The following is a 19,268-nucleotide window of genomic DNA, read 5'->3' on the forward strand; positions in this document are numbered from 1 at the left end:
GCGGGCAGTTTACCTTCTTCACTCAACGAGTCTGCAACTCTCCAAGCCGCTCAGGTGTTCCATCCGCAATTACATTCCAACGTGGTCACACAACCGCACATGGCTTTCTAGGTTGTGTTTTTAAGAACCATCCTCGAACGGCCCGCGAACAGGATGTGACAAAGGAGAACGGTCTCAGGTATCACTCCTGCTCCGGTTCGGCCCGATGCTGTGCGGTTTGTTGAGGAAGAACTCCCGATTGCCGAAGGCCGCCCTCGAGTCCTGTCCCGCATGTGTCCCAGGAACTATACGTGGCAGCCACGGTTCCCCGGGTAACGCAACCCGCTGCCCAGATGTCCCAGACCGTCACCGACTTCATCGTCCAACGTCTGCATCAATGGGGAGTCCGCCATATCTTCGGTTACCCCGGCGACGGCATCAACGGTGTGTTCGGCGCGATGAACCGGGCAGAGGCCAAGATCGATTTCGTGCAGGCCAGGCATGAAGAGATGGCGGCGTTCATGGCGAGCGCCTATACGAAATTTTCCGGCGAACTCGGCGTCTGTATCGCGACATCGGGCCCCGGGGCGTCGCATTTGATTACTGGCCTCTATGATGCGCTACTCGATCACCAATCGGTGCTGGCGATCGTCGGCCAGCAGGCGCGCAGTGCGCTTGGCGGGAGCTATCAACAGGAACTGGATCTCGTCTCGATGTTCAAGGACGTCGCGGGCGCCTATGTGGCGCAGGTGTCCTCACCGGCCCAAGTGCGCCACCTGATCGACCGCGCAGTGCGCATCGCGCTCGCAAGCCGGGCTCCGACCGCAATCATTCTGACCAACGACCTCCAAGAGGAACCTTATGAAGCGCCGCCGCGCGCGCACGGGACCCTGCATTCTGGTGTCGGCTACAGCGCCCCACGCGTGATGCCGCGCGAAGCCGAGCTCGATCAAGCCGCGGAGGTGCTCAACGCCGGCAAGAAGACCGCGATGCTCATCGGAGCAGGTGCGCTGAACGCCACCGACGAGGTGATTGCGGTCGCCGACCGCTGTCCGCCGGCTGTGCCAAGGCGCTGCTCGGCAAGGCGGCCCTGCCGGACGATCTTCCATGGGTTACGGGCTCGATCGGCCTGCTCGGCACCGAGCCAAGCTACAACATGATGATGGAATGCGACACGCTGCTAATGATCGGCTCCGCGTTCCCTTACGCGGAATTCCTTCCCAAAGAAGGTGCCGCACGCGGCGTGCAAATCGACATCGATGCTGCAATGTCGTCGATCCGCTTTCCCATGGAAGTCAGCCTAGTCGGCGATGCCGCGGAGACATTGCGGAGCCTGCTGCCACGCCTTGCGCCCAAGAGTGACGGCGCCTGGCGCAAGGGTATCGAGGACGGCGTCGCCAGATGGTGGAAGACGCTGGACGACCGTGCGCACCAGCCTGCTGCCCCCATCAATCCGCAGCTCGTCGCCTGGGAGCTTTCGCCGCGCCTGCCCGAGCGCGCGATCATCACCAGCGATTCCGGCTCCTGCGCCAACTGGTTTGCGCGCGACATCAGGATTCGGCCCGGCATGACGGCCTCGCTGTCCGGTGGTCTCGCCTCGATGGGCGCGGCCGTGCCCTACGCCCTCGCCGCGAAATACGCCCATCCGGACCGACCTGTCATCGCGCTGGTCGGCGACGGCGCCATGCAGATGAACAACATGGCCGAGCTGATCACCGCCGCGAAATACTGGCGATCCTGGCGCGATCCTCGCTTCGTCGTCTGCGTCTTCAACAAAGAAGATCTCAACCAGGTCACCTGGGAGCAGCGCATCATCGATGGCGATCCCAAATTCGAGGCCTCGCAGCGCATCCTCGACGTTGCCTTATTCGCGCTTCGCCGAGATGATCGGCCTCGCCGGCATTTTCGTCGACAGCCTGCAACTGCTCGGCTCGGCCTGGGATCAGGCGTTGGCCAGCGAGATGCCCGTCGTGCTGGAGGTAAAGACAGATCCCGAGGTGCCACCGCTGCCACCGCACATCACCCTGCAGCAGGCCAAGAACTTCTCGCTTGCCTTGATGAAGGGCGATCCCGACGAAACCGGGGTGATCAAGGGAGCAGCCCGGCAAGTGCTGGAAAAGATCCTGCCCGGAAAGGAATGAGGTTAACCATGGGTGACTTCCATGACATTCAACATGGCGTCAACGATCCCGTCGACGGCGTCGATGTGGAGCACCAGATCAATGCCAATCAGACGCCACACGAGCGGGCGCAGCATTATGCCGACGTGCGCGCGACGCCGTCGGTCTTGCCGTCCGAACCTTTCCTGCCGGAGCGACTGCGGCGGAAGCCGACCGATCCGATCAATCCCAGCACCGGCCGCAACCCGACGGATTAGGAACATCGGCCCGGGCGCGGTGTTGGTCGGCACAAAGATTCGCGCGGAAGCGGCCGCGCAGCCAATCAGAGGGACCGAACTATGAAACGCACCATCATTGCCGCTGCCTGCGTACTGCTCGCAGGCCCAGCGCTCGCCCAGTCGCTCGGCGAGAAGACCGGCGTGAACTCGGCGCTCGGCGTCGCGCCGACGACTGCCGATTTCGTCAAGGAGGTCGCCGTCAGCGACATGTTCGAGATCGAATCGAGCAAGCTCGCGGAGCAGAAGGGCAACGCGCAGGAGACGAGATTCGCTCAGCAGATGGTGACGGACCACACCAAGACCAGCAGTGAGCTCAAGGCTCTCGTCGGGGACGGCAAGGTGCAGGCCACGCTACCGACCGCGCTCGACAGCTCGCACCAGAGCAAGCTGGACAAGCTCAAGGGTGCCACGGGCAAGGATTTCAGCTCGGATTTCGACTCCTATCAGGTCAGCGCGCACAAGGATGCGGTCTCGCTATTCGAGCGCTACGCTAACGGCGGTGACAATGCCGCGCTGAAGGACTGGGCCGGCAAGACGCTTCCGGCATTGCGCCACCACCTCGACATGGCGCGGGAGCTCGGCAAGGCGCCGAGCGTCGGACAATCGAAGTAAGGTTTCGGAGAGCGCCGGTTCCGCCGGCGCCTTCTTCAAGCAACGAGGGTCTCTCGGGTGGTTGAATCGCAAAGAGCGATAGGTGTCCGCACGCTCTCAATCGGGCATTCTGCGGGAGAAATTTTGCCAATGATCTGCGAGCGCCGCCCGAGCAACATCAGCAAGCCGCCGACCTGGGCAGTAGCGCGAGCAGAACGAGCCGAAGCATGGCGAAATCGCTCGGCGCCGGTCGAACCGTACCGAGCGAAGCCCATGCAATGAGCTTCGCCGCGGCATCCGTCTGGGGATCCGCAATTTGCCCAACGGCGGCCACCGCCGCGTCCAGGATCTGTCGTCGGTCTACGACCGCCGCCTCGCGCTCCCGGCAGAACTTTCCTGTTCCGCCTTTGCATTCGCGATCTCGAGCTGTCATCGCGTCGGAAAGAGCCGACTGCGAAGCCGTGACGGCGGGCGTGACGTGACGCACGTGCAAGCGTCATGTCACTAACGTTCGTCGAGGCGAAACAAAGGCCCGCTGTGACGGCGAAAACGAACGTCACCAGCCACAGCAACCACCCAAGAGAGCGGTCCCGCGCTGGCGGATCGGCCAGAGATTGGCGGCACGGGATGGAATCCCCAGCGCAATGAGATCGGCGGCCACGCCAAGGGCGAGGAAGAGCCATCCGGCGATGTCGCTGGCACCTAGCGATCGCGCGAACCAACCGTTGATTGCTATGCCGACGCCGGCGAGCGCGAGAGCGGCTATCGTAATGAGAATCGGGGCGACTTGGAGCCGTGACGGCGTGACGGGCGCGAGCGTAACGAGGTGGGGCGCGGCGGCCGTCACAGGCAGCGTTGTTGCGGCGCCGGGCGGCGTTACGGGGGCATCTTCCGTTTCAAGGCGCGCGGCCGGTGTTGGCGGCGGAGCGTCAGCTTCAGCCGGCGCGTGTTTTCCTTTCCGCTTTCTATCCCGGTAAGCCTTGGCGCGCTCAGCGCCCGTCAAGGCATTGGATTTTGGTGGAGCTTGGCGGAGCGAGATGACGGCGGAGCTGTCGGAGGTCATATGAGGCGATCCGTTTTGTCGCTTTCAGCGGTTTGATCGGGTTTACTGTGACGCTTGAGGCATGGTTCGCGGGACTGAGTTTGGCGATGCGGGGTACTTCTCAGGACGTTGCCGCTGGCGTCACTTTTTCACTGAGCTCCCGCACAACGAGCCAGCGTTTCTTTGAACTGCGGTTGAACTGCTCACGCATCGAAGCCTTCCTTCGGGAGTTACCCCGCGCGACCTCGATCTCGGCTGCACAGCTGCAAACGACCGTCGCCGTCATCCCGGATCTGACGACCTTTTCGAGCGCGCCGGCCGAAATAATCGGTAAGCCTGCGCACGACGGCGCCGAGCTTCTCGTTTGCCGTGGCTTGGCCGCTAGCACATGCCGCAACAGCTAGTGCGCCGCGCACGTGAGCGCAGTCCTGACTTTCATCTACCCTCTCCCCGCGTTCCTGTCAGTTCAAGCATGCAAGGCAATTCAGGAGTCGCAACCGAAGGAGTGCTAAGGCGCGGCCGCGCATCTGCTCTGCAAGCGCCCGCACGGCGGCAATGAATTGTTCTCGGCCAACCTTGATGGTCATCCAGCGAACGGCCGCGTGCTCGCGCTCCGCGCCCGGGAGCTTCCGAAAGCGGGACTTGCCCATGTGGTTCTTGAGGGCGAAGCGCGAAATGCCGATGTGGTCGCATATGGCGTCCACCGTGAGGACAGGTTCCGTCACAGGGCGCAGAGCCGGCGGCGGGAGAGCGCGCGCCAGGACGGGGCGGCCCTCGTCCTCGGCCAGCCAGAAGCGCACGTCGCCGGCAGCCGTCCGGACGTGCAGCGGGGCCACAGGGAAGGGCGGCGGTTGGGTCACGGCGATCGGTGCCGAAGACGTCGGACACGATGGACGGTGCCTGCGGGAGAGTCAGGACCAGTGGAGGGCAGCTTTCGACGGTTGGCGGTCCGACGTCCTCCCCGACCGATTCAAAAAGGGCCAGAGCTTTACCCAATCGATCGGACCACGCCGCGCACGATCCGAATGAAGGGCCGGATCGATCGACACCAGATGAGATCGCCTAGAGCCGGCGATTCTGTACCGATATAGGGGCCACCCCCGTGCCCTCCGTCCTTATAGGAATATCTCTATAAGGACGAAGGGCACCTTTCGCCGCCAATACCGCATCCCCCCTCGCGCAATGCCATTTCGGTCGGGTTTTTCTCGAACCAGCGGCGTACGGCGGTAGGAGTGGGAAAAAGGTCCGCCAAAGCCGCCTGTTTGCCTTCCCAGCTAGTCGGCCAGAATCCGCGCGCCGCGAGGAGGCCGGAGAGGTCTCCAGCCACTCTTCGAACGTGCCGGTGGTGTCGACCGTGATATCGATGGGAACGCACGCTACGATCTCGAGGATTAACGGCTTATCTTTGCTCCGCCGCATCGGCCGAGCGCGGTGAGCAGCTTGAGTGACTTCGGCGTCCCGAACTTGCTCCAAGATCGCGTCAGGCCGCTTGTCCGGATGGTAAGACTGTTCGACCAAGACGACCACATTGCCCTCGCTTCGCAATGCGACGATGCGGTCGGGGTAGAAGCCCGCCCCTATTGAGGGCGTCGGGTGCCGTCCGAATTCCTCGCCGCGCGTTCAACGTCGCCCACCTGAGGTTCAGGGCGCGAAATTAGGATCTCGCGTAAGCAGTCCTCAAGATTGTTCATGCCTCGAATGTTTCCATAGTGGTTCAGGATCACATTCCGCGGCCGGGTCCCCCACATCCTCCAAGTTTGCTCCAGGTACTCCTCGAGGCTCTTCGGCGCGATAACGCCTGTCTTTCCGCCCGCTTTGCGGTCCTCAGCCGCTTCACTTCATTCGCGCGCATGATCCGTTGCGCGTAATTTTCCTGAGACGATAGCTTTTGCAGGCTCTTGTCGCCGCCGGCGCCAGGCACCACTCGCCCATAACTCACGGCCTGATCGACAATCTGGTGCACCGTCACTGCTTCGCCACGCTCGACGCGAATGAGCAGAGGAACGCGCCGTTCCTAGCAGCGTTCTCTTCTCCAGATCACGGAGGATGAACGTGGCGGATAATCTCAGCAAGCGTCGTCAGCCCAACCGCAGCAAGATCAACATGCACGAGGCTCACGAGGTCAAGTATTGGACCCATGCGCTCGGCGTCACCCGTGAAGTGCTTCAAAGAGCGGTCGATAAGGTGGGCAACTCTGCAGCCACGGTCCGCAAGGAGTTGGGCAAAGAGGCAGATGCGCAATGAGGACCGCGAATGGCTGCTGTTCTATGTCGACGTCGCGATAGCGGTTTGCATTTCCGGTCTTATGGTATCTTTCGCTCACATGGTGGCCGGGCTGCTCTTTGACTGAACAAAATTGCCCCATCGGCCACGGCCTTGGCTGGGTTTGCGAGAACCTCCCGATCGGCCGTGGAGCGAACGGGCGACGGTTGCCAGTGCGGCGCGGGCAGGCCGTGCGAGTGCAATAGGATACGGCGTCGATCTGCCGGACGGCGAGGGAATCATGAAAGAAGTGGAGCCGAAGCGAGGCCGACGTCAGCTTGGCTGAAGATCATACCGGCGCTTCAAGCGATCAGTCGCGACTTTTACAGCGTATTGAATGCGGTCGAGATCGCCTTCATCACTCGCCATGACATATAGCCTCCAATCGATGCCCCGCGGGGCGCCGGTCTCGCCTTCGACTTCCACAGAGAGGACATGTTCGGAACCGGGGAAATTGCGGATTTCCTGAAGCGCGATACGTTCGAGGTCGGCCTTTGAAATTAGAGCTTTTGCCACCTTAGCCTCGCCGAACACCACACCCCGGGGCCACGCCCGGCTGCTCCACGATTTCAGCACCCGGTATTGCACGATGGCGTTAATGCAGCGGAAGAGCCAGGAGTTCCTAACCTCACTCCCGGGCCAGCAAAGGCATTGGGTTGACATGGTCGACTACGGTGTCGGGCTTCGCGCAGGAAGTCCGTAACCATCATCTGTCCGTGCGCTGCATGATCGATCACAACAGCGGCCGGTATCGGCTAAGCCTCCTTCCGCTTCGCAATCAGCTTCGCGCTGGCCGACGTCAGGTCGCGGCGGATCAGATTTTCGTCGATTTCGGTCAGCGTGTGAGGAACAGCCTACCCGCGCTTTCATTGGTTTCCTACACGAGCTTTTGGAGGACCAACATGACATCGGAAGGACGTGAAACAGGCAATCTGATCGGCAGCGACAAGGTCGAAGGCACCGCGGTATACGGGGCCGACAATCAGAAGATCGGCAGCATCGAACGCCTCATGATTGATAAGACCAGCGGGAAAGTGTCCTACGCTGTTTTGAGCTTTGGCGGTTTCCTGGGCATCGGTGACGATCATTACCCGCTCCCCTGGCAGTCACTGAAGTACGATAAGAACCTCGGCGGCTACGTTACTGGCATCACTGAAAGCCAGCTAAACGGCGCGCCGAAATATCGCGATGAAGGCGGTTGGAATTGGAATGATCCGGCGGTCGGAAAATCGGTCAACGACTACTACGGCGTGCCATTCTAACCCTTGCCACGGTCCCGGCGGCGGGCACGCCCAGCCCCGGTCTGGTCAATTAAAAGCGCCGATCAGGGACGGACGCCGCACGGCCCCTCTCCGCGAAGCGCCGATACGAAAGACGAACTCCGCTACGGCATCTAGCATCAGGTTGGCGCTCAGGGAGCGCAAGACCTTTACGATTACTTAGACGGCTTCGAGGCCGATGAACCCTGCGCCGCTGCGGAGGGCCGTGAGCTGCCGGCGCATCTCAATGAGATCGATGGTTTCGCGGTCTGACTGCTTGATCAAATAAAGCTCGTGGACTGCTTTACAGCCAAACGAAGCCGACGCGCCGAGTATATTGACGCGACGGCTTCGCCACTGGGGACCCGGACGGTGCAATGTCCGGTGTGAAGAGAATAGCGCTCCGTAACCTCGCTGCAATCAAAGGCGCGGATTAAGCTTGATGCGGGCACAGAGCGTTAATTCTGGAACTCAACCTCAGACGCTTCTCCAAGATACATGTGGCCCATCCGGCTGGTTTGACGACCAGTGTTGCGCCACGCAAACCACCGCACCGAGCAACACTAAGTTGGCGGCCTCTTTCATTGGTCCCGCTTCAGCTTGCGTCGCCCGTAACGGCGAACAGGCGGGGACCGAGGACAAAGAGTAAGGCGCTGTGGTCATGCTTCTCGGTACGTTCATGTATAGGTGGCTCGGTCCCCATCAGTGTCGCCAGCCGTCGTCCTTCTCAAATTCAATGCGAAAGAACCGGGGACGGCGCGGTGCCTGGCCGTCAACCGGCACGTTGCAGCGATGGCAGGGTGCACCGGGGCCATCGCAATCGCAGGCGAGAGGTCCATCCCACAGGCGATCGGGGTGGGTTCTGCAGACCCAGCCGCTGTCTCCACACACTTTGCAACTCATCACGCGCTTCTCTGGCATGCAGAGACGGCCCCGGCGGGGCTGGGGGCCGGAGGTTTGCCGGGGCCGTCTGCCAGCATCCGCGGGGGTGCATGGCAAAATGCTAATGAAGGTATACCGCCTGAGGTTCCAAACGCTCCAGGTTACAACCGCAGATTCATGGCCGCGATCCGACGCTCATGCAGATCATGCTTTACTGACGTGGGAAGAGCGCGGCGCCCGGCGCCAGCAGCCGGACGTAGGTGCCACTCTCGTGCAATTCCAACCAGCCGCGCTCGATCGCTAGCTTGATGCCGGCACCGAACTCCGGTCCGCTCGCCTTGAGCTTGGAGAGAAACGGTGCGTTGATCTTCTCGATGTGAATGCGGCCGTCCTGGACCGCCTCGGTGCTCTTGGCGATCTCGATCAGCTTGCGCGCCGCGGCCTCCGGATCGGAGTAAGGACGGTCAATGGTCAGTTTCATAGATTGGCCCGCAGCCCCAAAATTGCTAGTGAGCTATAGGGCGATTCTCAAACGAGTAGGACAATGCCATTTCCAGACAGTCGCGCCTGTCCGAGCTCGCTCACGTCGTAGGATCTCATCGCGGATTGGTGACGAGCACCGCGGTACGTATGAACATCAAGACCCTCAGCCCGCAACGCACCCTAGCATCGGCTCACGATCCGTCGCCGAATCAACACCCGGCGCCGCAACATGGCAAAGTGGAGGGAATCGCCTATCCGACGTTTGAGTGCGGATGGCTCCAGCTCGTCGCGAAACATCAACTGACGGCTATCGTGGCTTGCGGTCGAATGGCACTTGGAAGCGCCGCCAAAAATTGGTCGCGGTCCGTCGGAGGCTTTGGCCGATTATTGCAGGCGACATCGCATCAGCTTCGACTGGATGCTCACCGGCTGCCCCGTGGACCTCAAGAAAATGGTCGACGAGCGCTGCGGGCGAGAGGCTGCCGTGCTGAGCACCTCGAGCTTATTTGCGAAGTATGCCAAGCTCACACCTGAGCACCAGGCGATCATGACGGCCGAGATCCACCGCATTCTAGCGGAGCGCGACGAATGAAGAGCAATCGGCAGCGGCTCATGACGCACCGCCGGCGGCTGAGGCGTTGACAGAAGGACGCGGGCTTTGGTCCCGCGCTCACGCGGCAGACATCGGCCCTGTTGCTTTAGCCCGGCGGGCTTTTCTTTTGGCTTTTGCGGGCGCTGCACCCGGGATGACGCTACTTTCAGGCCGCTGTTGTTGCGCTCCGGTTGGTTGCTTCGGGCAGAGAAACCTAGCGCACCAACGCTGCTCGAACCTTCGTTGGACGTCCAGAGGAACGACGGACATCGGAAAACCTCCTCGCCCCCGGGGTTCGTTGCCTTAACGCGGGGGGCTCTAAAGGTCCCCAGCCATGCGCCGGCTGTCATCGCAACCGGAAGCGTCTGGCGGTTGGCATGCTGGAAGGCTGCGACGATGAAGCCCTACCTGCGGTTCACGCTGGCGGGCCCTTGTTCTCGTTTCACGAAAGAACTTTGGACGCGCATGAAGATTCAACATCTTGCGCAAAGATTAGGCCTTGCGGTGCCTGCGTACTTTGAGGCTCCATACCTCTCAGGTCTCTCGCTCTACTTCTTGCTGCGAGGACCCACATGCCGGACGAAAATTTCCCCAAGGATTCGCTGTTCATCAAGCTGGGTGGGTACTTCCAAGCTGGAGCTACCGGACCACTCGCTAATTTGGCGCTTCTCATCATTGCATTAGCAGTGATCGCGGCCCGAGCCTTCAGCGGTCACTGAGGCCGCCTCAGTTGGCGGCCTCATCATTGATTGCTCCTCAGTTTGCGCCGCCCCCAATGCGGTTCCCCGCCCTTCGGATTGAGCGGCGGAACGTAGTGACGGTTCAGCGCACGCATGATGCCGATCCGCGCGAACGGCGTTGGGCCTCCGCCTTCCGCCACTAGTATAAGCGCCTCCATCGCCGCCTGCCATTCGGGGGCGCGGCGTGCTCCTTTTTCGGCAACGCGGCGATGTACTCGCCGGCGTCGCGCAGCGTCACCAAAGCGCGATCGCCGATTAGGATCGGATCCTCGAAAGGCCGCCGCCAGCGTGTCTTCATCCGGTGCGTTTCATGCTGTCCGCGATTGCGCGTTCCACTTCTGAGGCGAGAACCGTCAGGTGTTCGGTCAGCCTAGTGAATAGCTCTCGCTTCTTCGGGTCGGTCGCCAGGTCGCGGATGAGGGCGCACTCGGCCGCATCTGTGCGGAGCTTTTCCAACTGAGCCTGCATGTCTTTCATCGCAGCTACTCCGTTCCCTGATGGGAGCCGTATAGCCAAGTTGCGGAAGCGAACAGAGCTGGTTGCCAATTTTCCCAGGCTCGCGGTGCCGGGCATACGCGAGGTCCGACCACCTCCAGCGGCCCCGGCGATGCCGTCGTCTTTACGCGGCAAAATGCGAGGAACCCGAAACACGTCGCGACATTAAATTGGAAATCTCACACTGATTCATGGAGCCCGGCATGATTACGTCCGCCAGATGCAGGGAACTCGCAGATCACTACAAAGCGCTTTCTTCAAGTTCCCGCATTTCCGAAAGCCGAGCCTTCCTATTGAAGAATATCGCCAGAAGCCTTAGGGGCTTAGTCGGTCAACTGGAAAGACTGGATGCGGTGACGAGAGCCGAGATGACGAGACCCGAGATGACGCGACCCGAAGAGACTTCCAGCTTGGCTCAACCACCATCACGCATCTGTTCCCCCGCCCAAATTGCCACCGGACCAGCGAGACTAAATCCACCATTAAAGCGATAGGCGTGCCGCCCGAGAAGCTTTCCTCGCCGTTTCGGAGGCAGGCGGCGTAAGACGTCCTCCATTGGCGGGACCTCATCCAATGCTCGATGAGCCAGCGTGCAGCCTGGTCCGATCGCCCGTTAGCTCCTCGACATAGTCGTCGTTCGCGTTCTGCAGCTTCTCACGGTCGGGGCCGTAGGCGCGGCGACTGAAGATCAGATAGCGCCTTAGACGGTCGAGCTCGGCAAGGTCCGCAGCAATATCAGCGACGCGCTCGGCCTCCCGGCGCTGTTGCTCGCGATATTCATGCCAGGCCTTCGCGGCCGCTCGGTTCTCTGCCTTGGTCATGACGCCCATCGAAAGAAGAAGCCGGCCAAGAAGGCGAAGAGGGCAGCAGCGGGCCAGAAGGAGATGCTGATGCCCATCGCTGGCAAAAAGCAGGCGAAAGAGGCCGCCGCGAAGAAGCCGGCGGCCGGTCGCCAGCGAAAGTCGGCGTGAAGCATCCGTAACGCCGACGGATGCTACTTCGTCGTCCGCGGCTTGTAGAGAATGGCCAATCCAGACCAGACGAAAGAGCTCACCGCGCGTTACGGTTTGCGCGAAAGCGGTGATGGAAGGGGCCGGAGAGCGAAGCTCGGCTCGCGGCTCTCCGGATCTCCGTCTACTTGCCTTCCGGGACCCAGGTGGTGCTGGTTCGATCGTACTTGAAGCCCGGTGCGCCTTTCAGCTCGTCCTTGGTTTCGTCCAAGGTCAACCACCATTTGTCGTTCTTCTTGGCCGTCTTCACCGCCGTGAACGGGACGATCACGTCCTTCTCGCCCGCCCCAAGGAAGCCGCCGACGCCGATGACGAGGCCGGTGATCTTGCCCGACTTGTCGACGAGCACGTCGTCGATATCGCCGATCTTGCCTTCCTTCGGATCGTAGACGGCCTGCTTGTAGTAGTTCGCCACCGTCCAGCTTTCGGTGGGTGCCGCCGTCAGCACCGTCGTAGCCGCAAATGCGCTGGTTGCCATTGTTGCCGCCAATAGCGAACCGATTGCGAAAGATTTGTTCATGTGATCCTCTTCAAAGGTTTGGTCACATCAAACGGGAAGAAGTGGCAAATGTTCCCGCATGGAACGAGGGCTTCTTCTCCGCGGTTGGGACGCTTGGAGATCACATGAGACTGAAGCGACGCATCGAAGGCCTCGTACCAATCCTTGTTTCTGTTGGCCGTGCCGACGGCGACGGTGGAGCCCTTGAAACTGGTCGCGGTCGCAGTCGCCGGGAAGGGACACTGGATCGCGGGAACGACGATGATCGCGTCCTGCTATCTCCTTAGCCTAGTCGTCGTCGAACGTCTGTTCGGCATCGTCAAGAGGTGCATCGTTTGGCCGTCCGGCGATTGCGGGCAAAAGCACCTCAATGGGGTTCGACCACATAGGTGCGGCCGTCCCGATTGATGTACCGGTACTCGCGAAGCGTCGGAGCATCCCGGATAGACTTCCTTCGGGATTGCTTCGATCTCGACGCCCTCGGGCACGCGTTCACGGGTACGGATTTCGGTCCGGACTGCGCTGCCGGTGGTCACCCGCTTCTCGCGCTCGACAGGACGGGCCTTGGCGTGCTTGCGGATGACTTCCCGATCGTTGTCGGTAAAAGTCATCTTGTGCTGCTTCGTGCTCGCCGGCGCGGCGGCCGTCGAGCGGCCGGAGTACGGCAGGACCGTCACGATCTTGTAGGTCGCCGGCTCCACAATCACGATCTCGTCCTTCACCAGCACGAAGTTGTAGCCGGGGTACTGCGGCACGATCTCGACGACGTCGGCCGGCAGAGGCTGCAGGCGGACGTCGCGCGGGACCACCGTCCCCACCGACAGGGAGAAGTTGACGTTGGTGAGCGGCTGCACGTTCAGGTGCGAAATCGACGCGCCGATGCGGGTCCGCTGTTGGTCGTTGATGTTCACCGACGCGTTAACGTTGGTGTTTGACGAACGATCGGCCGTGTTCTGCCGATTGCTAGGCTGCTGGGCCGTGTTGGTCGAACCGCTACCCGACGGCGACTGCGCCTGGTTGGTGCTTGAGGACGGCGGGTTGGCGCTCTGCGTCTGGTTGTTCGTGTTCGAAGGAGTATTGGTCTGCGCCTGGTTGGACGGGGTCTTGGTCTCGCTAGACGGCTGGTTGGTCTGAGCCTGGTTGGCCGAAGTGTTCGAGGCCGGCGCCTGGCTGGTGTTGGTCCCCGTGCCGGAATTGGACGACTGGCCTCCAGCAGTCTGCCCCGTCGATGACGGAGACTGGGCGGAATTTGTCGAAGGACTGGTCTGCGCGGATCCGGACGAGTTGTTCGCCGGCGCCGACGTTGAAGACGACGGCGACGAGGAATCCTGCTGACGTTGGAGAAGACTGCGCGAACGCGGAGGTGGCGATCGCAATCGCAGCCGCAGCGGTAGTGGCAAGCAATAAACGCTTGTTCATAGGAAACTCCCTCATTGTTGTGGGCAGACAACTTTGGCTGCCTGCTTGGGTTACAAATCGGGAAGTCGGCAATCAGCACCATGTCTGCGCTCGAACGCTTCACGCGCGGACAAGCGAGCTCCACATACGCGATTCCTCCCAAGATCACCGTCGGGAAAAACTGGCACTTTCCGACGTGGTTTCGGTTGGCGATGACTACTTCAAAGTCACTAAAGGAAATGGACATGAAGAAGCTTATCGTCTGCGGCGCTCCTGCCGCCTTCGCTCTCGCCACGCGGCGCCAGCGCCGCGGAATTCTACGTCGTGCGCGATGCCACGACCAAGAAGTGCACCGTCGTGGACACCAAGCCCACCTCGACGACCACCACCATCGTGGACAACGGCACCTACAAGACCAAGACTGAAGCCGAGACCGGCATGAAGACCACCAAGGTCTGCACCGAGCAGTAAGCGCTGGAGGCCGAAGCGGCCCCCAGACACGTAGTTCGATATCCGAAGGAGGACAGTATGCCCGTATTGCTGTTGTGGGCCGTGCCTGCCGTCATAGTTGTCGGCGGCGCAGGCTATTTGTTGGCTCACATGCATTGAGCGAGTGATCCTCTCGCTCGAACGGCCTGTCCGATTTCGGACGGGCCGTTTTCCTGTCCGCGTCTGGTGTGACGGCTCGCTCCCGGGCGGCTCGGCGACGCTGAAGTGGCGTCCGAGCTTGGCATCTCCTACAAGACCGTCGCCAATACGACTTCGACGCTCAAGACCAAGCTCGGCGCCAAAAATCATTCCGACCTCGTTCGGATCGCCGTCGAGATCAATCTGCATTGACGAAGCAAGTCAACCTGTTCTCTCGCGCAAGCGACGAAACGAAGCGACGGCCCGAGTGCGTACGGAAAGCACGGCTCTCCAGAGCTTCGCGAACCACGGGATGGTCAACAGCTTCGGCTTTTCGAGCGGTGGATCCATGAACAGCAGCCGGGAGGTATCGCCTGGAAAAAGTCTGCACGCGGTCCGTGGAAAAGACTGGAAGGCCATTCGCGAGCGCGTCGGTATGCCGGAGGTGATTCCCTATGCTTTGCGGCACTCAAGCCTCGTGCGCGGTCTCCGAAAGGGCTTGCCTATCCAGCAGGTCGCCAAACTGCACAACACCTCAGTCAAAATGATCGAGCGGCACTACGCGAAATACATTGTGACCGCCCTGGAAGACCTCGTCAGGGCGGCAGTCGTGCCCCTGATGCCGCGGAGAGCCGATGGGAAAACGGGGGTAAGGGATAACCTGCGGTCTTGATCGGTGCGCCTCAAGGCCTCCCTCACCTCGCAATATGATAGTCGGTCAATCTCGCCGGACTTCGGATTTAGACCCGATCCTACCTAAATCGACGGCGCGGTTGCCTGGCTAAGATTTCCGATGATGGTGTCGGCGGGCTCGCTAGACATGCCGCTAATGATCTTTGAAACAGACATCCATTTATAGTTTGGCCGCCCCTTTCGCCGCGTCCACGGCGTCTATCCCCGTCTGCCTGACGCGGTCCAGCGCCTCCTCTCCAAGATCGGTGAATTCCGCCTTCACGGTATCCGAGGCTTCGCGAAGGCTCTGTGCCACGGCCTGCGTGCGCCTGCCGAAAGTCATTCTTCACATCGTCGCTCAGCCTCCCCATCGTCTCGGATTCAAGCGCCGTTGCCCGGAATGCTCCCGCAACCGCCGAGCCGATCGCTATGCCAACGGCTCCGAGCCGCAGAGGCTGCCGTTCGAATGCGCTGGCCAGCGAGGATCGCGCCTTTTCGTAAGTTTGCTTCCCGGCCGATGAATCGGCGATCCCGCTCAATGCGTCCTGCGCAGAGGCGATGCCGTCGTTTAGACGCCCTTTCACCTTCTCCGCCGTGTTCGACACTGCGTCGGACGCGGCGCCCGCGGCCTTGCGCATGGCACCGGCCCTCTCGTGTGTTTCGTCGTCCAGATCCGGGGCCGTCGGCGGAGATGTCTCAAAGACCGTTGCGGCGGACTGCGCGGCCTTGGCACCGAGATCCTTGGCCGGCGCTATCGCGGCCGTGAACGATTTGGCAGCCGTCCGCATCTTCCCGTCACCGGTTATCAGCCAAAGCAGGCCGCCTCCGACCAAGGCCGCCGCCAGGGGATTATCCTTCGCAGCTACCAATAGACTATCGACAAAACCGGGCTTTTCGCTGCTCATCGCGCCATTCCCTTCACGGTATTACTGTCTTTCTCGAGTTGCCGCATCGTCTCACCGGGTATCAGTTTTTTTCGGATCCAACCGATTCATCCCGATCGCGACCAGAAGTCCCGCGAGGGCCGCGGCCACCACGGCTGACGTCAAATAGGACAGCGGCTGCGACCAGCCGGCGGAAATCAAAGCGGCCGAGAGGGCAAGCAGCGCCATCACCAGGGCGGGGATGACGAGGATGGCGCCACCGGCCAGAAAGCAGACTGCAGCAGCCATCGCCCGCGTCTTTTCGGTCAATTCCGCCTTGGCGAGATCGACTTCGTTCTGGAAAAGCTTCGCGGCCTGTGAAAGCGCATCGCCGAAAAGGCCTGATACCGCTCGCAGATCGTCTCGTCCGGTCTTGACGTCGTCTTGAATGGTCATGTCAACTCGAGCCCTCTGATTGATCCGCCGGTGCGATGATCTCGCGCTGGCTCATCCGCCGGATCCGCCTGACCGCGCATTGTCGTTCCCTGAAGACGCCGATCGATCGTGTCCCTGCGATGAAGAACCGCCGTCTGAGGCCCGCAGAAAACGCACGGCGGCAAAGCCGGCGAGAACCGATAGGCCGAGGAAGGCAGCCGGCTGACGCTTGGCGAAACCGGTGGCGTTGTCGACGAGATCTCGGAAGCGGCCGTTGCGAATCTTCTCGCCAGCACCTTCGACGTATTCCGCCGCCGAGTTGATCCCCTTTGCCGCGAAAGGTGCATCATTTTCGAACGCGCGTGCGGCCTCCCGGATGTTGCCGGCAAAACGCTCGATGAAATCAGCACTGGATTGCTATTTGTCGCGCGCACGATCCTGAAACTGATCGACAGCCCCGGACGCCACGTCCTTCGCCGCATCCGCCGCTTCCGCGAATTTCTCTCGCGCTCATAATTGCCTTCCGCCGAGAAGGTCCGACGTGGAGTTCGTAGATCACGGCTTCGGCCCACGAGCGACCTGGATAAAGCGTTGCATCACGCAGCGCGGCGGTATTGATGACTTCACTCGGCTTGCCGACATCTTCGGGCTGAAAGCAGGAGGCGGGATCGGGGACGACAAGGTTTCCGTTCATCCGGAATTGATATCGCGTGCCGACATGAGCGGTCGGACTCAGCGTCTGGTACCATCCATCGTTATCATGAGGCATGCGGCGCGGAGGGCGGCCGACCTCAAGCAGTTCGACAAAATCCGCAGAAGGCGCCCAAAGATTGAACGACACGCCGTGGTCGATGACCTGAGGCCCATGCCGCCTGAGCTGTTCGGCGACTCCCAAACCCGCGATCACCTTTCCTCGCTTTCTTTCACTGGACTTTTGACCATCAAGGCCGAGCACGCGTGCAAGGCGCGTTCGTGCGCTTCTCAGGGATGGAAGAAGATGGTCCAGACGGCAACCAGGGTGACGGCGGCCAAACCGAGACTGACGAGCAGCAGGGCAAGAATGCTCGGACCAGGTTCGGCTTGTCGCGCTTCCGTCGAGGTTTCAACAATTCGCCGCTCGCGTGTAGTGGCCATCACATCCTCCATTTCGGAAGAAAGGCGGTGCTGGGCCGTTTGTTCCTGAGTAGGAACGAGCGGATGCCGAGTACGTTCGTGGAATAGGAAGGATGCCGCCATGACCGAAAAATTCGATCCCTCACCGGCCGACAAGCATGCGGAAGACCCCAAGCGGAGCGTACAGCGTGACAAAAGAAAGGATGACGCGTTGGAGAAGGGCTTGAAAGACAGCTTCCCCGCGTCGGACCCGATGAGCAGCACGCAAGCGTCCAAGGCAACCCCGGACGCTTGACTGGAGGAAGACATAGGTTTGGTACGATATCAGCGGTCGCGACGGCGCTTGGCATGTCGGGCATGATGGCAACACATATGAGACGAAGGAAGCGGCCTTTGAAGCCGCCGTGAGGGCTGTCTTTGGCCATACGGCAGAGCCACGCCGTGAGGGTTACGATTAGAGTTCCCGAGAGCGAGAACGCGGGGGCGCACCCAATTCGAGCTAAGCTGCGCCTGCGCCTTAGCGTGACGGAGATCAAGAATGAGCGATAAGGGTCGATTTGCGGTGGTGATTGGAAAAGCCGCGTTAGGCGTGTGGGCCGAGCTGCCGCGGGACATTCAGGAGCGCCTTTTCGAAGACGCCGTCGGAGGCGAAGAATCGCTCCGCCAGGAGCTCGCCGTCTTTCTTCACGACCACCACCCACGAACTGCGCATCCCCCCAAACCCGCTGCTCTGGCTTGATAATGTTCGGATGATTCCGCGGGCGCGGCAGCCCAAGGCGAACAATCGCTGCACGATCGATGGAAGGCGACCATGCGAAAGCCGTCGTACTTGTCCTCGAATATCCAGTCCTTGTCGTCGAACGGCGCGTCGGTCAGCGTCGCGAGCATCGGCTGCATTTTTTTCGGCAAGGTGGAGACGCGGGCCACTACGAAACGCCCCCTTCGAGCAGATTGCGAAACGTAATTGAGTATCGGAGGCTTTCGACGCCCGGAATGCTGTGCTGCCATTCGGTGCGAGAAGGACCGCGCAGGAGATAGATGGAGCGCGGCTCGGCAGAGAGATTGTGGCGCTCAAATCCGATATCCTTCCTCCTGCGAAGCCGGAAAATACAGGCAGAAAGAAGCGAAATGCCAACGACTTCGCCAAAGACAGAGCGGTCTTTGTGCCAGCCGATGCCGGCTCCACTCGCATACTCGGTGAAAAGTACCTGCTGAAAGCTTCGGGGCGGGTTTCCGGCGAACGCTTCCGCGCGGCTGCGGAGATCGATCAGAAACGCCGGCATGTCATCCGTCTTCGTCAGCCCGCCGCCGTTGAAATCGTAGCGCCAGCCGAACGAGACCGTCCGGCGCTTGCCTGTGAAGCCGCGGAATTCGAACTCTTTGAACGGGAGCGTTCTGATATCGATCAGAAGTCGCTTTTCTTCCTCAGACGTCAGAAAGTCGCGCTGATACTTCATGCCTTCCGGAAGGCTATCCCCTCCGAAAAGATCTAATGTACCGCTACTTTCGCGCACTCGTTTTTTTCCGTGACTTTGCCTTTGCAGGCTTGCGGTCGCCCCGGCCCGCTTTGGCGGCTTTTTGCGCTTTGGTGCGCTTTTCCTGCGAAAGCGAGCGACCAACGTCATCGCTCTCTTTGATCCTGCCTTTCGCGTCGCGCCGGATGTAGCGCTTGCCGCCTTTGGGCTCAAGTTCGAGTTTGGCGGCGGCCCGCCATTTTGCAATGCGCTTCATTCCAATCCCCAGCTTGTGATACAAGCGGAGCCGCAGGGTTCCGTTCTGGAGATGGGCGCGCCGGATGCTGCGCAGGCGGCCTGGCTCTAGCGCGTGCCGCGCCCGGGTCTTCGTCCCGGCCATCCGGTGACGATCCTTCGCGCTTAGAAGCCGGGGCTCACGCCCCCTGCGGCCGTCAAGGGCGAGCTCGCTCGCGC

The 19,268-nt window shown here is 61.1% G+C and carries 23 protein-coding genes and 5 pseudogenes; 12 read left to right on the top strand and 16 right to left on the bottom strand.

The genetic code is table 11. From position 1 onward, the window contains the following. Nucleotides 1-332: 332 nt before the first annotated feature. From K3F49_RS34375 to K3F49_RS34385, 3 genes and pseudogenes are all read left to right on the top strand, one after another. Nucleotides 333-2,120: pseudogene (locus K3F49_RS34375) on the top strand (thiamine pyrophosphate-requiring protein). Nucleotides 2,121-2,128: 8 nt separating this feature from the next. Next, nucleotides 2,129-2,356, top strand: coding sequence for a hypothetical protein (locus K3F49_RS34380; protein ID WP_234685307.1), 228 nt, complete (start codon nucleotides 2,129-2,131; stop codon nucleotides 2,354-2,356). A gap of 81 nt (nucleotides 2,357-2,437) precedes the next feature. Then, entirely contained in the window at nucleotides 2,438-2,989 is a 552-nt protein-coding gene (locus K3F49_RS34385) for a DUF4142 domain-containing protein (protein WP_234685308.1), read from the top strand. A 535-nt stretch (nucleotides 2,990-3,524) separates the two neighbouring features. Here K3F49_RS34385 and K3F49_RS34390 read toward each other — a convergent pair. Further along, nucleotides 3,525-4,031: a hypothetical protein gene (locus K3F49_RS34390; RefSeq protein WP_234685309.1), complete on the bottom strand. Its 507-nt coding sequence runs from the start codon at nucleotides 4,029-4,031 to the stop codon at nucleotides 3,525-3,527. Nucleotides 4,032-4,471: 440 nt separating this feature from the next. Beyond that, a complete protein-coding gene (locus K3F49_RS34395; RefSeq protein WP_234685310.1) occupies nucleotides 4,472-4,810 on the bottom strand; it encodes a hypothetical protein in 339 nt (112 codons plus the stop codon). 1,252 nt (nucleotides 4,811-6,062) lie between these two features. On the opposite strand from K3F49_RS34395, the gene K3F49_RS34400 reads away from it, so the two are divergent. After that, a complete protein-coding gene (locus K3F49_RS34400; protein WP_234685311.1) occupies nucleotides 6,063-6,254 on the top strand; it encodes a DUF3606 domain-containing protein in 192 nt (63 codons plus the stop codon). Nucleotides 6,255-6,545: 291 nt separating this feature from the next. Here K3F49_RS34400 and K3F49_RS34405 read toward each other — a convergent pair whose 3' ends face one another. Further along, complete coding sequence (locus K3F49_RS34405; protein WP_234685312.1) at nucleotides 6,546-6,860, bottom strand: hypothetical protein; 315 nt, start codon at nucleotides 6,858-6,860, stop codon at nucleotides 6,546-6,548. Nucleotides 6,861-7,174: 314 nt separating this feature from the next. On the opposite strand from K3F49_RS34405, the gene K3F49_RS34410 reads away from it, so the two are divergent. Further along, a complete protein-coding gene (locus K3F49_RS34410) occupies nucleotides 7,175-7,534 on the top strand; it encodes a PRC-barrel domain-containing protein (protein ID WP_234685550.1) in 360 nt (119 codons plus the stop codon). A 1,090-nt stretch (nucleotides 7,535-8,624) separates the two neighbouring features. On the opposite strand, the gene K3F49_RS34415 is transcribed toward K3F49_RS34410, so the two are convergent. Continuing rightward, nucleotides 8,625-8,894 carry a hypothetical protein gene (locus K3F49_RS34415; protein ID WP_234685313.1) on the bottom strand — a complete coding sequence of 90 codons (270 nt, stop codon included), beginning with the start codon at nucleotides 8,892-8,894 and terminating at the stop codon, nucleotides 8,625-8,627. Between the two features lie 336 nt (nucleotides 8,895-9,230). On the opposite strand from K3F49_RS34415, the gene K3F49_RS34420 reads away from it, so the two are divergent. Further along, nucleotides 9,231-9,488 (top strand): hypothetical protein, encoded by a 258-nt coding sequence (locus K3F49_RS34420; RefSeq protein ID WP_234685314.1) that lies wholly within the window; start codon nucleotides 9,231-9,233, stop codon nucleotides 9,486-9,488. Nucleotides 9,489-10,060: 572 nt separating this feature from the next. Then, the gene (locus K3F49_RS34425) at nucleotides 10,061-10,207 is read left to right on the top strand and encodes a hypothetical protein (protein WP_234685315.1); all 147 of its coding nucleotides are present in this window, start codon (nucleotides 10,061-10,063) and stop codon (nucleotides 10,205-10,207) included. 315 nt (nucleotides 10,208-10,522) lie between these two features. Here the strand turns inward: K3F49_RS34425 and K3F49_RS34435 are convergent, their stop codons facing one another. From K3F49_RS34435 to K3F49_RS39545, 5 genes are all read right to left on the bottom strand, one after another. Continuing rightward, a complete protein-coding gene (locus K3F49_RS34435; protein ID WP_234685316.1) occupies nucleotides 10,523-10,705 on the bottom strand; it encodes a hypothetical protein in 183 nt (60 codons plus the stop codon). A gap of 584 nt (nucleotides 10,706-11,289) precedes the next feature. Then, complete coding sequence (locus K3F49_RS34440; RefSeq protein WP_234685557.1) at nucleotides 11,290-11,544, bottom strand: hypothetical protein; 255 nt, start codon at nucleotides 11,542-11,544, stop codon at nucleotides 11,290-11,292. Then, nucleotides 11,541-11,699: a hypothetical protein gene (locus K3F49_RS39295; RefSeq protein ID WP_276575446.1), complete on the bottom strand. Its 159-nt coding sequence runs from the start codon at nucleotides 11,697-11,699 to the stop codon at nucleotides 11,541-11,543. Before K3F49_RS39295 ends, K3F49_RS34440 begins: the two co-directional genes overlap by 4 nt. Before the next feature lie 158 nt (nucleotides 11,700-11,857). Next, on the bottom strand, nucleotides 11,858-12,253 hold the full coding sequence (locus K3F49_RS34450; protein ID WP_234685317.1) for a PRC-barrel domain-containing protein: 396 nt from the start codon (nucleotides 12,251-12,253) through the stop codon (nucleotides 11,858-11,860). A gap of 254 nt (nucleotides 12,254-12,507) precedes the next feature. Continuing rightward, complete coding sequence (locus tag K3F49_RS39545; RefSeq protein ID WP_346657384.1) at nucleotides 12,508-13,143, bottom strand: DUF1236 domain-containing protein; 636 nt, start codon at nucleotides 13,141-13,143, stop codon at nucleotides 12,508-12,510. A 229-nt stretch (nucleotides 13,144-13,372) separates the two neighbouring features. On the opposite strand from K3F49_RS39545, the gene K3F49_RS39550 reads away from it, so the two are divergent. The 4 genes and pseudogenes from K3F49_RS39550 to K3F49_RS34470 all read left to right on the top strand — a co-directional run. Then, complete coding sequence (locus K3F49_RS39550; RefSeq protein WP_346657385.1) at nucleotides 13,373-13,567, top strand: hypothetical protein; 195 nt, start codon at nucleotides 13,373-13,375, stop codon at nucleotides 13,565-13,567. Between the two features lie 308 nt (nucleotides 13,568-13,875). Then, nucleotides 13,876-14,101: pseudogene (locus K3F49_RS34460) on the top strand (hypothetical protein). A gap of 240 nt (nucleotides 14,102-14,341) precedes the next feature. Further along, nucleotides 14,342-14,470 (top strand): annotated as a pseudogene (locus K3F49_RS39120) (LuxR C-terminal-related transcriptional regulator); the annotation flags it as partial. 117 nt (nucleotides 14,471-14,587) lie between these two features. Next, nucleotides 14,588-14,930 (top strand): annotated as a pseudogene (locus K3F49_RS34470) (tyrosine-type recombinase/integrase); the annotation flags it as partial. 180 nt (nucleotides 14,931-15,110) lie between these two features. Here K3F49_RS34470 and K3F49_RS34475 read toward each other — a convergent pair. The 4 genes from K3F49_RS34475 to K3F49_RS34495 form a co-directional block, all read right to left on the bottom strand. Beyond that, nucleotides 15,111-15,272: a hypothetical protein gene (locus K3F49_RS34475; protein ID WP_234685319.1), complete on the bottom strand. Its 162-nt coding sequence runs from the start codon at nucleotides 15,270-15,272 to the stop codon at nucleotides 15,111-15,113. A gap of 613 nt (nucleotides 15,273-15,885) precedes the next feature. Further along, a complete protein-coding gene (locus tag K3F49_RS34480; protein WP_346657386.1) occupies nucleotides 15,886-16,248 on the bottom strand; it encodes a phage holin family protein in 363 nt (120 codons plus the stop codon). A gap of 382 nt (nucleotides 16,249-16,630) precedes the next feature. After that, nucleotides 16,631-17,182, bottom strand: coding sequence for a hypothetical protein (locus tag K3F49_RS34490; protein ID WP_234685558.1), 552 nt, complete (start codon nucleotides 17,180-17,182; stop codon nucleotides 16,631-16,633). A gap of 26 nt (nucleotides 17,183-17,208) precedes the next feature. Continuing rightward, a complete protein-coding gene (locus tag K3F49_RS34495; RefSeq protein WP_234685559.1) occupies nucleotides 17,209-17,463 on the bottom strand; it encodes a hypothetical protein in 255 nt (84 codons plus the stop codon). On the opposite strand from K3F49_RS34495, the gene K3F49_RS34500 reads away from it, so the two are divergent. Next, nucleotides 17,462-17,635 carry a hypothetical protein gene (locus tag K3F49_RS34500; RefSeq protein ID WP_234685320.1) on the top strand — a complete coding sequence of 58 codons (174 nt, stop codon included), beginning with the start codon at nucleotides 17,462-17,464 and terminating at the stop codon, nucleotides 17,633-17,635. The genes K3F49_RS34495 and K3F49_RS34500 overlap by 2 nt on opposite strands. Before the next feature lie 509 nt (nucleotides 17,636-18,144). Here K3F49_RS34500 and K3F49_RS39755 read toward each other — a convergent pair. From K3F49_RS39755 to K3F49_RS34520, 3 genes and pseudogenes are all read right to left on the bottom strand, one after another. Then, nucleotides 18,145-18,267 (bottom strand): annotated as a pseudogene (locus K3F49_RS39755) (non-homologous end-joining DNA ligase); the annotation flags it as partial. Further along, entirely contained in the window at nucleotides 18,267-18,797 is a 531-nt protein-coding gene (locus K3F49_RS34515) for an alpha-ketoglutarate-dependent dioxygenase AlkB (protein WP_234685322.1), read from the bottom strand. The gene K3F49_RS34515 and the pseudogene K3F49_RS39755, both read right to left, overlap by 1 nt. 43 nt (nucleotides 18,798-18,840) lie before the next feature. Next, a complete protein-coding gene (locus K3F49_RS34520) occupies nucleotides 18,841-19,071 on the bottom strand; it encodes a hypothetical protein (protein ID WP_234685323.1) in 231 nt (76 codons plus the stop codon). Nucleotides 19,072-19,268 lie beyond the last annotated feature (197 nt).

The organism is Bradyrhizobium monzae (assembly GCF_021458635.1).
GTDB lineage: Bacteria > Pseudomonadota > Alphaproteobacteria > Rhizobiales > Xanthobacteraceae > Bradyrhizobium.

Bases quoted from the DNA above. Each gene is read 5' to 3' on its own strand.
- K3F49_RS34380 (WP_234685307.1), top strand. From the start codon at position 2,129: ATGGGTGACTTCCATGACATTCAACATGGCGTCAACGATCCCGTCGAC.
- K3F49_RS34385 (WP_234685308.1), top strand. From the start codon at position 2,438: ATGAAACGCACCATCATTGCCGCTGCCTGCGTACTGCTCGCAGGCCCA.
- K3F49_RS34390 (WP_234685309.1), bottom strand. From the start codon at position 4,031: ATGACCTCCGACAGCTCCGCCGTCATCTCGCTCCGCCAAGCTCCACCA.
- K3F49_RS34410 (WP_234685550.1), top strand. From the start codon at position 7,175: ATGACATCGGAAGGACGTGAAACAGGCAATCTGATCGGCAGCGACAAG.
- K3F49_RS34415 (WP_234685313.1), bottom strand. From the start codon at position 8,894: ATGAAACTGACCATTGACCGTCCTTACTCCGATCCGGAGGCCGCGGCG.
- K3F49_RS34425 (WP_234685315.1), top strand. From the start codon at position 10,061: ATGCCGGACGAAAATTTCCCCAAGGATTCGCTGTTCATCAAGCTGGGT.
- K3F49_RS34435 (WP_234685316.1), bottom strand. From the start codon at position 10,705: ATGAAAGACATGCAGGCTCAGTTGGAAAAGCTCCGCACAGATGCGGCC.
- K3F49_RS34440 (WP_234685557.1), bottom strand. From the start codon at position 11,544: ATGACCAAGGCAGAGAACCGAGCGGCCGCGAAGGCCTGGCATGAATAT.
- K3F49_RS39295 (WP_276575446.1), bottom strand. From the start codon at position 11,699: ATGCTTCACGCCGACTTTCGCTGGCGACCGGCCGCCGGCTTCTTCGCG.
- K3F49_RS34450 (WP_234685317.1), bottom strand. From the start codon at position 12,253: ATGAACAAATCTTTCGCAATCGGTTCGCTATTGGCGGCAACAATGGCA.
- K3F49_RS34475 (WP_234685319.1), bottom strand. From the start codon at position 15,272: ATGACTTTCGGCAGGCGCACGCAGGCCGTGGCACAGAGCCTTCGCGAA.
- K3F49_RS34480 (WP_346657386.1), bottom strand. From the start codon at position 16,248: ATGACCATTCAAGACGACGTCAAGACCGGACGAGACGATCTGCGAGCG.
- K3F49_RS34500 (WP_234685320.1), top strand. From the start codon at position 17,462: ATGACCGAAAAATTCGATCCCTCACCGGCCGACAAGCATGCGGAAGAC.
- K3F49_RS34495 (WP_234685559.1), bottom strand. From the start codon at position 17,463: ATGGCGGCATCCTTCCTATTCCACGAACGTACTCGGCATCCGCTCGTT.
- K3F49_RS34515 (WP_234685322.1), bottom strand. From the start codon at position 18,797: ATGAAGTATCAGCGCGACTTTCTGACGTCTGAGGAAGAAAAGCGACTT.
- K3F49_RS34520 (WP_234685323.1), bottom strand. From the start codon at position 19,071: ATGAAGCGCATTGCAAAATGGCGGGCCGCCGCCAAACTCGAACTTGAG.